The sequence below is a fragment of the Bacillus nitratireducens genome (assembly GCF_001884135.1).
In the GTDB taxonomy this organism is placed as follows: domain Bacteria; phylum Bacillota; class Bacilli; order Bacillales; family Bacillaceae_G; genus Bacillus_A; species Bacillus_A nitratireducens.
In genome coordinates, this window is sequence record NZ_MAOC01000026.1 from 172,235 (window position 1) to 184,935 (window position 12,701).

At 33.2% G+C, this 12,701-nt stretch carries 17 protein-coding genes; 14 read left to right on the forward strand and 3 right to left on the reverse strand.

The genetic code is table 11. The annotated features are described in order from the left end of the window. The first annotated feature begins 43 nt into the window (after positions 1–43). The 3 genes from BAU23_RS10615 (at position 44) to BAU23_RS10625 (ending at position 3,993) form a co-directional block, all read left to right on the forward strand. Complete coding sequence (locus BAU23_RS10615; RefSeq protein WP_000865956.1) at positions 44–691, forward strand: response regulator transcription factor; 648 nt, start codon at positions 44–46, stop codon at positions 689–691. Further along, entirely contained in the window at positions 684–2,060 is a 1,377-nt protein-coding gene (locus tag BAU23_RS10620; RefSeq protein WP_071734384.1) for a sensor histidine kinase, read from the forward strand. Before BAU23_RS10615 ends, BAU23_RS10620 begins: the two co-directional genes overlap by 8 nt. Positions 2,061–2,196: 136 nt before the next feature. Beyond that, the gene (locus BAU23_RS10625) at positions 2,197–3,993 is read left to right on the forward strand and encodes a Xaa-Pro dipeptidyl-peptidase (RefSeq protein WP_071734386.1); all 1,797 of its coding nucleotides are present in this window, start codon (positions 2,197–2,199) and stop codon (positions 3,991–3,993) included. 80 nt (positions 3,994–4,073) lie between these two features. Here the strand turns inward: BAU23_RS10625 and BAU23_RS10630 are convergent, their stop codons facing one another. Next, complete coding sequence (locus BAU23_RS10630; protein ID WP_071734388.1) at positions 4,074–4,355, reverse strand: hypothetical protein; 282 nt, start codon at positions 4,353–4,355, stop codon at positions 4,074–4,076. Between the two features lie 200 nt (positions 4,356–4,555). On the opposite strand from BAU23_RS10630, the gene BAU23_RS10635 reads away from it, so the two are divergent. The 5 genes from BAU23_RS10635 to BAU23_RS10655 all read left to right on the forward strand — a co-directional run bounded on the left by BAU23_RS10635 (position 4,556) and on the right by BAU23_RS10655 (position 7,319). After that, on the forward strand, positions 4,556–5,317 hold the full coding sequence (locus BAU23_RS10635) for a class I SAM-dependent methyltransferase (protein ID WP_071734390.1): 762 nt from the start codon (positions 4,556–4,558) through the stop codon (positions 5,315–5,317). Positions 5,318–5,542: 225 nt separating this feature from the next. Further along, a complete protein-coding gene (locus BAU23_RS10640) occupies positions 5,543–5,806 on the forward strand; it encodes a hypothetical protein (RefSeq protein WP_000426648.1) in 264 nt (87 codons plus the stop codon). 194 nt (positions 5,807–6,000) lie between these two features. Beyond that, complete coding sequence (locus BAU23_RS10645) at positions 6,001–6,216, forward strand: hypothetical protein (RefSeq protein ID WP_000789309.1); 216 nt, start codon at positions 6,001–6,003, stop codon at positions 6,214–6,216. A gap of 208 nt (positions 6,217–6,424) precedes the next feature. Then, positions 6,425–6,916: a transglycosylase SLT domain-containing protein gene (locus BAU23_RS10650; RefSeq protein ID WP_071734392.1), complete on the forward strand. Its 492-nt coding sequence runs from the start codon at positions 6,425–6,427 to the stop codon at positions 6,914–6,916. 172 nt (positions 6,917–7,088) lie between these two features. Then, positions 7,089–7,319 carry a hypothetical protein gene (locus tag BAU23_RS10655; protein WP_000789035.1) on the forward strand — a complete coding sequence of 77 codons (231 nt, stop codon included), beginning with the start codon at positions 7,089–7,091 and terminating at the stop codon, positions 7,317–7,319. Positions 7,320–7,573: 254 nt separating this feature from the next. Here the strand turns inward: BAU23_RS10655 and BAU23_RS10660 are convergent, their stop codons facing one another. Further along, the gene (locus BAU23_RS10660) at positions 7,574–8,005 is read right to left on the reverse strand and encodes a cytidine deaminase (RefSeq protein ID WP_000942287.1); all 432 of its coding nucleotides are present in this window, start codon (positions 8,003–8,005) and stop codon (positions 7,574–7,576) included. 205 nt (positions 8,006–8,210) lie between these two features. Between BAU23_RS10660 and BAU23_RS10665 the strand changes: the two genes are divergently transcribed. Both BAU23_RS10665 and BAU23_RS10670 read left to right on the forward strand, forming a co-directional pair. Further along, complete coding sequence (locus BAU23_RS10665) at positions 8,211–8,702, forward strand: ankyrin repeat domain-containing protein (protein ID WP_000681817.1); 492 nt, start codon at positions 8,211–8,213, stop codon at positions 8,700–8,702. Continuing rightward, entirely contained in the window at positions 8,699–9,295 is a 597-nt protein-coding gene (locus tag BAU23_RS10670) for a DJ-1/PfpI family protein (RefSeq protein ID WP_000607100.1), read from the forward strand. Before BAU23_RS10665 ends, BAU23_RS10670 begins: the two co-directional genes overlap by 4 nt. 47 nt (positions 9,296–9,342) lie before the next feature. On the opposite strand, the gene BAU23_RS10675 is transcribed toward BAU23_RS10670, so the two are convergent. After that, a complete protein-coding gene (locus BAU23_RS10675) occupies positions 9,343–10,269 on the reverse strand; it encodes an aldo/keto reductase (RefSeq protein WP_000559366.1) in 927 nt (308 codons plus the stop codon). 288 nt (positions 10,270–10,557) lie between these two features. Between BAU23_RS10675 and BAU23_RS10680 the strand changes: the two genes are divergently transcribed. From BAU23_RS10680 to BAU23_RS10695, 4 genes are all read left to right on the forward strand, one after another. Further along, positions 10,558–10,914, forward strand: a complete 357-nt coding sequence (locus tag BAU23_RS10680; protein WP_001228734.1) for an FtsB family cell division protein — start codon at positions 10,558–10,560, stop codon at positions 10,912–10,914. After that, positions 10,853–11,128, forward strand: a complete 276-nt coding sequence (locus BAU23_RS30925) for a hypothetical protein (RefSeq protein ID WP_033656601.1) — start codon at positions 10,853–10,855, stop codon at positions 11,126–11,128. Before BAU23_RS10680 ends, BAU23_RS30925 begins: the two co-directional genes overlap by 62 nt. Before the next feature lie 88 nt (positions 11,129–11,216). Continuing rightward, positions 11,217–11,543, forward strand: coding sequence for a DUF3870 domain-containing protein (locus BAU23_RS10690; RefSeq protein ID WP_071734394.1), 327 nt, complete (start codon positions 11,217–11,219; stop codon positions 11,541–11,543). Between the two features lie 68 nt (positions 11,544–11,611). Next, positions 11,612–12,658, forward strand: coding sequence for a dipeptide epimerase (locus tag BAU23_RS10695; RefSeq protein WP_000704547.1), 1,047 nt, complete (start codon positions 11,612–11,614; stop codon positions 12,656–12,658). The last annotated feature ends 43 nt before the right edge of the window (positions 12,659–12,701 follow it).

Sequence of the window (12,701 nt, forward strand, 5' to 3'; positions counted from 1 at the left end):
ATGATAAAATTGATATTTGTTTATAAGTAACGGAGGAATTGTAATGAAAGTATTAATCGCGGATGATGAACAAGATATGCTGAAAATTTTAAAAGCGTATTTTGAAAAAGAAGGCTTCGAAGTTTTATTAGCAAAAGATGGAGAGGAAGCACTTCAAATATTTTATGATGAGAAAATTGACTTAGCTATTTTAGACTGGATGATGCCGAAAAGTAGTGGTATCACTGTCTGTCAGGAAATAAAAAAGAATTCGAGTGTAAAAGTATTAATGCTTACTGCGAAAAGTGAAAGTGAAGATGAATTAGCAGCTCTTCAAAGCGGGGCAGATGAGTATGTGAAAAAACCGTTTCACCCAGGAGTGCTAATTACGCGAGCGAAAAAGCTTGTACAGCATGATGATATTATTCAAGTTCAAGATTTAAAAATAGATTTCACTAAAAATAAAGTATATAAAAACGAGAAAGAATTAGATATTACAAAGACAGAATTACAATTAATAAAGTGCTTTTTAAATCATAAAGGCACGATTTTAACGCGGAAAAAGTTGTTAGATATCGTTTGGGGATTTGATTATTTTGGGGAAGAGCGAACGGTTGATACGCATGTAAGAAGGTTGCGTAAAAAAATAGGAGAAAATATTATAAAGACACATCGCGGTTTAGGGTATAGTTTGGAGGAAGAGTGTGAATAAACTCGGTAAAAAGTTATTTTTCAGCATCTCTTTAACAGTCATCCTTATTTATACGGTCTCTTTATTATTAATTAACTATTTTTTACCCAAATATAATGTGCACAAAACACGCGAAAGCTTAGAAGGCATTACAGCGCAAATACAGTCAATACCGCGTAAAGAACTGGATGATGCTATAAATCGTATCGAAAATGAAGGTAATGTTACGATTGCGTATACATCAATAAATAATTCAGAAGATGCTATTAATGAAGAATTACGCATGCAACTTACAAAAAAGAGAGTTGCATTGAATAAACTTTGGATTACAAAAGAAGAAATTACGAAAGTGAAGAACCTCGGACAATCGAATAAAATATATGATCAAGAAAAGATAAAATCTAGTTTTTTTGCGAAATACATTGCGAAAGATGATATGTTGATTTTAGTAGGAGTTTCTATCGCACATTCTAATGAAGTAATTAAAACGCTTAACTCATTTTATTTATACATTTTGGGATTCTCACTATTTCTTATTATCGTACTCGTCTGGATTTTTTCAAAAACAATCACTACACCACTGAATGAATTGAGTGATGTCGCAGAAGATATTTCACGTCTGAAATTTAAACGCACGAAAGTTAAAACGAATGATGAAATAGGTGATTTAGCAAATAGTATAAATATTATGAGTGATAAATTACATGAAGCACATCAAGATCTAACAAATCGAAATGAACATTTAAAACGATTTATGGGCGATGTAACTCATGAATTAAAAACACCAATCGCATTAGTAAAAGCATATTCTATGGGAATAAAAGACGGTTTAGATGATGGTACATATGTTGATACAATCATTAAACAAACAGATCAAATTTCAAATTTAATTGAAGAGTTATTGCGATTTTCTAAACTAGAAAGAGATATTTTACAAAAAGAAGAATTCCCTATTGAACCACTAGTCCAAAGTATAATAGATAAGCATAAGATTGAACTGGAGTTGAAAGAAATCAATTTACAAGTGAACTATAATGCTGGTGACGCGATTGTTTATGCGGATTTAAATAAAATGAGAATGGTCTTTCAAAATTTAATCTCTAATGCGATAAAATATACAACGAATCACAATATAAAAATCATATTAGAAGAGAAAAATGACGTTGTATATTTTCAAATTCAAAATGGTATTGCCGCTGAGGGCAGTAAAGAGATAGATAAAATTTGGGAACCTTTTTACGTATTAGAATCTTCTCGTAGTAAAGAAAAATCAGGTACAGGATTAGGACTAGCGATAGTAAAAAGTATTTTAGAAAGGCATGGATTTGAATACGGGGTTTCGGTAGTAGATGGGGAAATACAATTCTATATGTATATAGAAAGGAACTAATTGTTATTAGTTCCTTTTTTTATATGATAATATTTGATAGTTCTACAAATTTCTCAACTTTTTATATAAAATATAAACTGAATTTTCTGTGTTTTTGATGTATAGTAAAAGAAGGAATATATGGGGAGGGAAGGGCATGAAAAAAAAGAAAATAGCAATTACACTATCGACTATATTATCTTTAACAATTACTTCAGGAGTTTCTAGTATGACTGCACATGCAGAAAATAATGAAGGGAGCTCCGTAAAAGACAAAAATGTTATGTTAAATGGTCAAATTTCAGAGGATTTAATGTCAAATACGAAAATTGAATTAGAAAATGGGATGACGAAGCCAATCTATTCACTTGATGAAGCCATCGTAGAAAATCTATTTGTAGAGACAGAAGTTGATAGTGATCGAGATGGTAAAAAAGATCGTGTATCAGTAAAGGTTATGCGTCCAAAGACAAATCCAGATGTAAAAGTCCCCGTTATTTATGAAATGAGTCCATATCGATCTGGATTAAAAGATATTCCTGTTTATAATGTTGATGAAGAATTGAATGCATATGGAGGAAAACCGTATGGAGCTGTTAATCTTGGTTCATACGGAAATTATTACGTTCCAAGAGGATATGCAGTCATTTTAGGTGAAAGTATCGGAACTGGGAAATCAGATGGATGTCCGACCACTGGAGATGAGCAAGAAATATTAGGGACTAAGTCTGTCATTGATTGGGTAAATGGTCGTGCAAAAGCATATACAGAGGATGGTAAGGAAGTAAATGCAAATTGGTCTACGGGAAATGTAGGGATGACAGGAGTTTCTTATAATGGTACTTTACCGAATGCTGTTGCGACGACAGGTGTTGAAGGTTTAAAAACAATTATTCCAATTGCAGCGATTAGTAGTTGGTATGACTATTATCGTGCAAATGGTGCAGTAATTGCGCCGGGAGGTTACCAAGGAGAAGATACAGATAATATGGCTGAAGCAGTACTAACAAGAAAGAATCCTGAAGTTTGCGGGCAAATTATTAAAGCACTAACAGCTGGACAAGATCGTAAAACAGGCGATTATAACGATTTTTGGGATAAACGTAACTATGTAAAAGATGTGAAAAATGTAAAAGCTAGTGTGTTTGTTGTTCATGGACTAAATGATTGGAATGTAAAAACGAAGCAGTTCGCACAGTGGTGGGAAGCTCTTGGCGAAAATAATGTTCCTCGTAAAATGTGGTTACATCAAGGTGGACACGGCGGAACATCAAGTAATAACTGGCAACAAACGCAAAATAAATGGTTTGATTATTGGTTATATGGAATTGAAAATGGAATAATGGATGAACCAATGGTAGATGTACAACGTGAAAATAAATCGTGGCAAAAAATAAAAAATTGGCCAGATCCTGCGGCTGTACCATCAAAAGTCCGTATGTATTTAAGTAATAAAGCCACCAATCTACCATTAAGTATGGGATCAGTAAACAATGTTTTCTCATTAGTAGATGATGCAAAAATAAAATCGAATCAATTAGTAGAAAACCCAGAGCTAGAAATAGCGAACCGATTAGTATATACAATGCCTGTACTGCAAAAAGATATGCGAATAAGTGGGACGCCGAAAATTTCAATAACAGGTAATATTGATCGGTCTGTTTCAAATTTAACCGCCTTACTCGTTGATTACGGCGGAGCGAAGCCTGAAATTGTAACGAGAGGTTGGATGGATCCGCAAAACTTAAATAGTATAGAAAATTCAACGGCGCTTCAACCCGGTAAGAATTATACATTTACATGGGACATGCAGCCAGATGATTACGTGTTTAAAGCAGGGCATCAAATAGGAGTCGTCTTAATCGCAAGTGACTACGATTATACAATTAGACCGAAAGCCGGAACAAAGCTAGCGGTGAAATTAAGTGAAGTAACATTGCCGATTGTGAAGTAAATAGTTATTAATAAAGAGCTTACTACATAGTAAGCTCTTTAAATTTTGAAATATAAATGCCTACAGATATGGGGAGTTTATTATGAATTTCTATTGGTAGATACAAAAATGCTTACAACAAATAAAAAAATTGCATTCAAGATCAATAGACCACTAAAGGTAAGCCCAGCAAAACCTCCAGCGAATCCATCTCCTACTTTTTCACCAATTACATGCAAAGTGGCAAAGAAAACAATGGGGGAAGAAAGAATGAAAATACCACTGGCTATTTTCCATATTTGTTTATATTTCTTTGCTATAAAGAAAATCAGTGTATTAAATGTGATAAGAAGAAAAACAAATCCAATTAATGAATTCATCATATCCTCCTTTCGGTATAAGTCTGAATTTTGATTTCTATATGTTCATTTTTAAGGAAATATTATACAATATGATTATATTCTATGGAAAGCGAGTGATATATTATGACAGTCAGCTCTTTCGAATTTGTATTAAAAGTAAAGGTGCAGGAAGATTAATTGAATTGAAATCTTCCGTACGTAAAAAACGGAGGAGAAAATAAATGTTTAGTTTTTATAGTACACTTTGTACGGAACTTTATGATTACACAAAACCTGTTGGTTATTCTTTAAATGGTGATATTGAGTATTACCAAAAACGTTTAAATAATTGTGAGGGCAGCATACTCGAAGCAGCAGTAGGATCAGGGCGTGTCATTATACCACTTCTTGAAGCTGGTTTTAAAGTTGATGGGATAGATTATTCACCTGAAATGCTAGATTCTTGCCGTATGCGGTGTAAAGAGAGAGGCTTGCATCCTAATTTATATGAAGGAAGCTTACAACAACTTTCACTGCCACATAAATATGGAGCGATAATAATTCCTACTGGCTCCTTTTGTTTAATTGAAAATCGTGATGATTCTATAAACGCTTTGAAATGTTTTTATGAACATCTTAATCCAGGTGGGCGTTTAATTGTAGATCTTGCGCTTCCATATGACTGGAAGACGGGTGAGATTCATACATCGACTTTTTCCTTACCAAGCGGAGACGGGATTACATTAGAAAATAAATCAATTGAAATAGATTGGCTTAACCAAGTAACTGTATCATATTTAAAATATGAAAAATGGAGTAAAGGACAGTTAGTACAAACAGAACTACAACGTTTTGCAATGCGGTGGTATGGAATAGAAGAGTTTAGACTCCTTTTAGAAAGTATAGGTTTCTCTAACATTACTTGCTCTGCTGACTATGTTTATGAAAAGCATCCGTCAAATGCAGACCAAATTGTTACTTTTGAAGCTGTACGAAACGAATAATGTAGGAAATATTTATGAAAATAAGGCAGTCGATGTTGTGTCGATTGCCTTATTTTTAATTTAAGGAGAAGTTTCGATTGTAAAATTTAAAATGTTGTTACGTTTTCATTGTCCAAGCATTCTCTTGAAAACCACATATACTATTTATATTCAAGGTGGTCACTATTTTTATTGGGGCTGTTTTTTTAATATAAATGATACTTTAGGGAAGTAGGGAGATTAAATTTGGAAAACGAAGAACAAGGAAGAATTGAAAATCAAGTGTATTCTAATCGGGTTGTAAGATCAGAATTTGATAAGCATTGGGAAACTTGTATTTCAAAAAGTGGTTATGTAATCTATGTAGCGACAAGTGATCATGCTGAAGTAATAGTACTACTTTCAGATGGTTCAAGTAAATTGTTAATCTTCAAAAAAGGCGGTAAAGTAATAGTAGGTGGCGGTGGAACGAGTCACTACAGCAAACCACATATTGCAAGAAATATTTAATGTAAAAAATGATAATCGAGAAGACGCTGACAACCGTATAGTCTTTAATTTGTATATGGAAATACGTATCCTAAAGTGAGTTTTTGTTTTAGATTCTGGCGGTTTTAGTAATAAAAATAAGATGAAAAAGATCTTTAACGTATAAAGGTCTTTTTGTTTTTTTCACAAATAAAATTAATGGAGGTGAGCTAATAATGAAAAATATTGGAGTAATCTATGTTCTTTCGGGAGTTCTCCTATTCGGGCTTACATATATAACTTCCGCAATTTACGCGGGTTCATTAGAAATTTGGGATAGACCAAGCGGGAAATTCTTTACTGCATTTTATGAAATTCATGGTACAACTTTATCGATAATTTCAATTTGTTTTATATTAGTGGGGATATACTATATACATAAAAAAGGGTAGTGAACAAAAGTCAGCCTTTCATGTACTATACATGAAAAGCTGACCATTTTTATGTATTTAATGAGTCTTCTAGAAGAACTGCAGTTTTCAGATTGATAGTTAAAAATGTAACGACTTAGTATAATTAAAATCATTTCGTCAAATGAATGTCACATAAAAGTTTTATAGTAGATGTAGAAAGTGAAACATATACAAAGCAGGAGATGAAATGATGAAAAAAGCGCTACAGTATATATTCATATTACTTCCGCTATTTACTTTAAGTTATGTAATTTATACTAACTACGAAAAGCAGAAAGAGATTAAAAATAATAAACAAGTAATTAGTGAAGTTGCAAAGAGGTATGGTATTCCAGAGTGGATACCATTATCTATTGCTGATCATGAAACAAAATTTGAACGAAAAGCAATAGGGGATAAAGGGACATCTTTCGGTCTGTTTCAATTACATCGTGATGGTTTAGCACCAGCGCAATTATCGGAAGAGAGCTTAATGGATCCACAAATAAATGCAACAATAGCGATTTCTAATATGGTTAAATCGTATAAATGTGGTGTGCAAAAAGGATTAGTTGATTGGGAGTTACTTAAATATGTTGCCAATACATCAGGATGGCCAGGAAACTTAGGGGGAGAATGGACGGACAATAATACGAAATATAATATAGGGCTAGAACAATCATACCAATTATATAAGTAAGAGGGAGAAATATAAAAGGCATTTCCAATTTGGGGAAATGCCTTTTATATGTTATAGTATAATAGTGTTTAAATGGTATGTTATTTCGATATATCTTCAAATTTGTTATGTAGTATTTTTATATTAAATAACTACTAATATCATTTTTTTATAAGGAGTAAGTAGTAGGAATATGAAAAATATAGATTTTATACTAGAAAGTGATGAAACATTAAAACCGTCAGAAAGATTAGTACTACTATTATTAGAGAAGCATAGAATGTTATATACGAACGATCTATTAGCTCTTTCAAATTTATCATATAAAACATTAACAGATTCACTAACAGCACTCGTTTTAAAGTCTTATGTTTTAAAGGATACAGGTAAGGGAAGAAGGCAGAATTGTTATAGATTAGTATGATAAGATTAGTAACTATAGATATTTTACATATGTTTTTTCAAATGTAAGGTAAAATTCTTTTTTTATTTTCGAATGAAAAAAACTACTATAGAGTATACATATATTTAAAATACATTTTTTTATTGTATTTTTCTAATGATAGAAACAAGAAAAAATAAACTGTATAAAAATGAAATATAAAAAACAATCCATTTTAAAAACGGATTGTTTTTTTATTGGAATAATATTATTTGATAAAATGAAAGCATGAATGATTATTCTACTTCACTTGTATACTTTTCAGGTAATAATTCCATTACGCTACATTTTACAAGTTCACCATTATAAGAAAGTATAACGTTCGTATTTTTTCCGTAATCACTTATTAATTCTCGGCACATACCACATGGAGCGACAACCCAGCATTTTTCTATATCTTCATGAGGATGTGGGTGAGCAACGGTTACAATGGTATCAAATTCATGATCACCTTCTGAAATAGATTTTCCGATTGCCATAGCTTCACCGCATACTGTTATTCTTCCAACATTTTCTTTAACATGTACTGCTGCATACACATTACCTGTTTTGGTTCGTACAGCTGAACCGATATGATGACGACCATATTTATAGTTTTTTTCGATTACTTTTTCAGCGGCTCTAATTAAATCATAGTCTTCAGTGTTTAAAGGCATTACTTGTAACATAGTCTCTCTCCTTTATTAAGCATAATACGACTATTTTGACAGGAAATTTAAATATTAAAAATAAATAATTAAGTTCAATCGCTACTATCAAAAAATCAACCAAATAACATTATTATGTAAACTATTAATTTGAAAAGGAAAATATAATAATGAATAGAACATATAGAAAGGGATACTCAAATAATTTGAAAACTGGGGGATTATTATGAAACATTTACAATCAATATCACAAGCTGTCATAAGCGGCGACAAGGAAAAGGTAGAGGAATTAATAAAGATGGATCCAAGTGTTGTTAACGAATTTAGTGAAGATGGCTGGACACCACTTCATTTAGCAGCTTATTTTGGACAGAAAGAACTAGCAAGCTTTCTTTTGGAACAGGGTGCAGATATACATATTAGAGCAAAAAATGAAAATGAAAATACGCCACTTCAAGCAGCAATTGCGAACAAACAAAGCGAGCTTGTAGCTTTGTTAATTGAAAAGGGATCAGATGTGAATGCAGTTCAAAGTGGTGGTTGGACAGGACTTCATGAAGCTGCTTTATTAGGAAATGAAGAAATAATTATATTATTACTTGAAAACCGGGCTAATAAAACGATTAAGAAAAGTGATGGGAAAACAGCGTACGATATTGCATTAGAGAAAGGGCATGAGCATCTTTTACATCATTTGCAGGGGGAAGTGAGTTTATGATTAATCACTGGAATGTAGGGATTTTTCTATTTAATGAAGTGGAAGTGTTAGATTTCGCGGGGCCGTTTGAAGTTTTTTCCGTTACTACAATGAATGGTGAACAACCATTTACTGTACATACCGTTAGCCAAGATGGGGAAATGATTATAGCGCGGAACGGATTAAAAGTACAACCGGATTATAGCATTGAAAACTTACCTCCAGTTGATATTTTAATTATTCCTGGTGGATTAGGTGTTAGAGAAAATGAAGTGAAAAATGAAATTGTAATAAATTGGATTCGTAAGCAGATGAAAGAAGTGAAGCTAATGACTTCTGTTTGTACCGGTGCGCTTTTACTTGCGAAAGCTGGATTACTCGATGGCTTAAAAGCGACAACGCATTGGGCTAGTATTGAAAACTTTAGAAATGATTTTCCGAATGTTGAAGTATTAGAAAATGTAAAGTTTGTAGATGAGGGGCATATTATTACGTCTGGTGGAATTTCAGCCGGAATTAATATGTCATTTCATATTGTGAAAAATTTGTTAGGTGCTCGGGTTGCTGAAGAAACAGCGAAGAGAATGGAATATGATATTGATTTACAATATTAAAAGTAAAACAAGACCAGCAGTTGAAAAATCCAACTGCTGGTCTTGTTTTATATTGACTGAATATACGCTAATTCCTCATCTGTAAGGATCGGGCGGGTAGTTGCATCTGCATTTTCTTTCGCTTGTGTTTCTGTTTTGGCGCCAGGAATTGCGACCGATACTGCTGGATGGGAGAGGACGTAGCGAAGTGCAAGTTGTCCTAATGTCTGATTTTTATTTGAGAGTAACCTTAATTTTTCTACTTTTTGTAAATCTTCCTGAAACCACTTTTCTTTTGGCCATTCTTTGCGTAAATCTCCGTCAGGAAAAGTTGTTTTATTTGTAAACTTTCCAGTTAATATCCCCATTTTTAAAGGTCCGCGTATAACAGCTCCTAAATTGTTCTCTTGTAGGTAGGGCAGTATGTCGTTTTCTGGTTTTCGGTTTAATATGTTGTAATCAAGTTGCACAACATCAATTTCATTGTTTTTATTGAAATGTTTTATATATTGTAGGTCGTGAGTTGAAACACCAACAGCTCTTACTTTTCCGTCCCTTTTTAATATTTCAAATGCGCGTAAAAATGCTTCTGTTTCTTCTTGTTTATCCCACCAAATGTGACAGAAATAAACATCAATATAATCTGTTTCTAAGCGCAGTAAGCTAGTTTCAAATACTGCGATTACTTTTTCGGCAGTATTATAAACAGGCTCTCCACTTGGATCATAGTGATGCCCAATTAAACCGCCTTTCGTTGATAAAACGATATTGTTACGGTGCTTTCTTATTGCTTGAGTTACTAACCTTTCACTATGTCCTAAACCGTATACATCAGCAGTATCAATAAAGTTTACGCCGCATTCAATTGCTTTCTTCATAGCGGTTATAGATTGTTTGTCGTTAACAGGACCCCATTCATCGCCGCCAATCGCCCACGCTCCAAAGCCAATTTCAGAAACAGTAATTCCAGTTTTACCTAATGTACGGTAGTGCATCATTTTTCCTCCTTGTAAGCATGTTATAACATCGGTATGCAAAACTGGAATTTATGTGTGTAAAAATGTTTTCTACAATTGGGGAAAAAGAATAACATAAACTACTATTTTATAGCAGCATAAATAAAAATTTTCATATCAAATACGGAAATGTCGTCGAACGCTATCTCTAATTGGTTAATTTGTGAGATTTTTTTGTGAAGGAGCTTATTTTATAAGGATAGAATTTAAGTTAGTAAGAGGATCGTGCCGATGGTAGTGAAAAATATGGGTTAGGGGGATTTGAAAATGAGGAAACTCAAAAGAGTAAATGTTCCTAATATACCAGAGCAACTATCACAGTCTAATGACAATCGAGCAATAAATAAAAAGAAATTAAGGCGATTTATATTCATGTTTATTTTTGTCGCTGCAACTACTTTGTACGTTCAATATATATTGACGAAACAACAAGAAATAATAAGTGAAAAAAAAGATACAATAACGAATCAAAAGAAACAATTAGTTTCATTAAAGAAGGATCAAGGTTCTTTAAAGACTAGCATCGAGAATTTAACGGATAATGAAGAAGAAATTTTAAAGTTTGCGAGAAAAGAGTATCAATTTTCTAAGTCAAACGAAACAATATTCGTATTGCCAAAGTGAAGTGGTGGAACAGTTAGCGATAGCTAACTGTTTTTTGATGTATGAGGGAAAAGGTGTTTGTAGTATGAGTGTCATGGTACAAGGAGTAATGACATATTGTAAAAATGAGAAGTTTGAACCATTTTTAATTGTTGAAATAGATTTTCATAATTGTGGAATATACGTTAAAATAAATATTGTTAAAATTCCGTCAATTGTATATAATACAAGGTAAGCGGATACATTTTTTAATCAACGTTGAGTTAACAGCTCATACGTCTGTTAAGAAAACCATTATCCTCGTATAAGAAAGGAAGATAGCTGTGTATGCTTCAAATACAATTTATGTCGTAGGGGATGCGAAAGCGCCTCAAAATAATCCCATTACTGAAAAGTTTAAAAGCTATTTTGTAGCATTTGTACTTGTGAAGGAGACGGGGGAAATTGTAGATGCAGATTGCTCAGCGACAATTGCATTAACATCTCAATTCGTTAAATATTTATTTCTACATAAAAATATTAATGCTCCAGCGCTAGTAACAGAGATAAAAGATCGTTATTTCGGTTCAACTCAAAAGGCACTACTTGTAGCGCTAAAAGATGCGCAAAAAAAATATAATCAGATTGCTGCTTTGTCTACTCAATCATAGACAAAATCCAGCCGTAAGGAAGTTCTTGCGGCTGGATTTTTTTATTGGACAACGAAAGGATGAGCGAAATGAAAATAACGGATATAAAGGTGAAACGTCGTTGTGTAAAGCTTCATACTCCATTTAAAACCGCACTTCGTACCGTAACTGAAATTGAAAGTATTGATGTGTTTATTCATACAGATGAAGGAATTGTTGGAAAAGGAGCTGCGGCCGCAACGCCGGTTATTACAGGGGATTTCACTAGTGGGATTGAGGAAGCAATTTTAGGACCGATGCGCTCACATCTAATTGGTCAAGATATAATTCAATTTCAGCAGTTATTACAGCATATCCAAATGAGTTGTATTGGAAATACAAGTGCGAAAGCGGCGGTTGATATCGCTTTATATGATGTGTATTGCCAATATCAAAACGTTCCTCTTTACGCATTATTAGGTGGTAAGAAAGAAATCTATACAGATATTACAGTAAGTGTAGATGATCCTATTATTATGGCAAAAGAGGCAAAGCAACATGTAGAAAAAGGATTTCAAACTTTAAAAATTAAAGTTGGTAAATCTGCTCATTTAGATTTAGAACGTATTGAGGCGATTCGAAATAGCGTACCCAAAAATACGACGTTACGATTAGATGCAAATCAAGGATGGAATCCAAAAGAAGCGGTTTCTATTGTTAAAGAGATGGAAAATCGTAATTTAAATATAGAATTCATTGAACAACCAGTACACGCGAAAGATTGGGATGGATTAAAGTACGTGAAAGAAAATGTACAAACGCCTATTATGGCTGATGAAAGTATCTTTTCAGCAAGTGACGCATTAAAACTCGTTCAAGGAAGATATGCGGACTTAATTAATATTAAATTAATGAAATGCGGTGGTATACGTGAAGCGTGGCGAATTGCGGATATTGCAGAAGCGGCAGGTGTGAAATGTATGGTTGGCAGTATGATGGAATCTTCACTTTCCGTTAGTGCTGTAGCACACTTTGCTGCTGCACATCCGAATATTCATTATTTCGATCTTGATGCACCGCTATGGTTAATGGAAGAACCGGAAGGAATGACTTACTCCGGCTCAAAGGTAAACCTTCATTCCAAAGTGAATATGTAATCTTAGAAGAAATGAATAGTAACTTATCTTTTAAGGAGGATAT

Coding starts and splice junctions, on each gene's coding strand:
- BAU23_RS10670 (WP_000607100.1), top strand. CDS start 8,699: ATGATTAATCACTGGAATGTAGGGATTTTTCTATTTAATGAAGTGGAA.
- BAU23_RS10660 (WP_000942287.1), bottom strand. CDS start 8,005: ATGTTACAAGTAATGCCTTTAAACACTGAAGACTATGATTTAATTAGA.
- BAU23_RS10680 (WP_001228734.1), top strand. CDS start 10,558: ATGAGGAAACTCAAAAGAGTAAATGTTCCTAATATACCAGAGCAACTA.
- BAU23_RS10655 (WP_000789035.1), top strand. CDS start 7,089: ATGAAAAATATAGATTTTATACTAGAAAGTGATGAAACATTAAAACCG.
- BAU23_RS10625 (WP_071734386.1), top strand. CDS start 2,197: ATGAAAAAAAAGAAAATAGCAATTACACTATCGACTATATTATCTTTA.
- BAU23_RS10695 (WP_000704547.1), top strand. CDS start 11,612: ATGAAAATAACGGATATAAAGGTGAAACGTCGTTGTGTAAAGCTTCAT.
- BAU23_RS10615 (WP_000865956.1), top strand. CDS start 44: ATGAAAGTATTAATCGCGGATGATGAACAAGATATGCTGAAAATTTTA.
- BAU23_RS10650 (WP_071734392.1), top strand. CDS start 6,425: ATGATGAAAAAAGCGCTACAGTATATATTCATATTACTTCCGCTATTT.
- BAU23_RS10635 (WP_071734390.1), top strand. CDS start 4,556: ATGTTTAGTTTTTATAGTACACTTTGTACGGAACTTTATGATTACACA.
- BAU23_RS10645 (WP_000789309.1), top strand. CDS start 6,001: ATGAAAAATATTGGAGTAATCTATGTTCTTTCGGGAGTTCTCCTATTC.
- BAU23_RS10665 (WP_000681817.1), top strand. CDS start 8,211: ATGAAACATTTACAATCAATATCACAAGCTGTCATAAGCGGCGACAAG.
- BAU23_RS10630 (WP_071734388.1), bottom strand. CDS start 4,355: ATGATGAATTCATTAATTGGATTTGTTTTTCTTCTTATCACATTTAAT.
- BAU23_RS10675 (WP_000559366.1), bottom strand. CDS start 10,269: ATGCACTACCGTACATTAGGTAAAACTGGAATTACTGTTTCTGAAATT.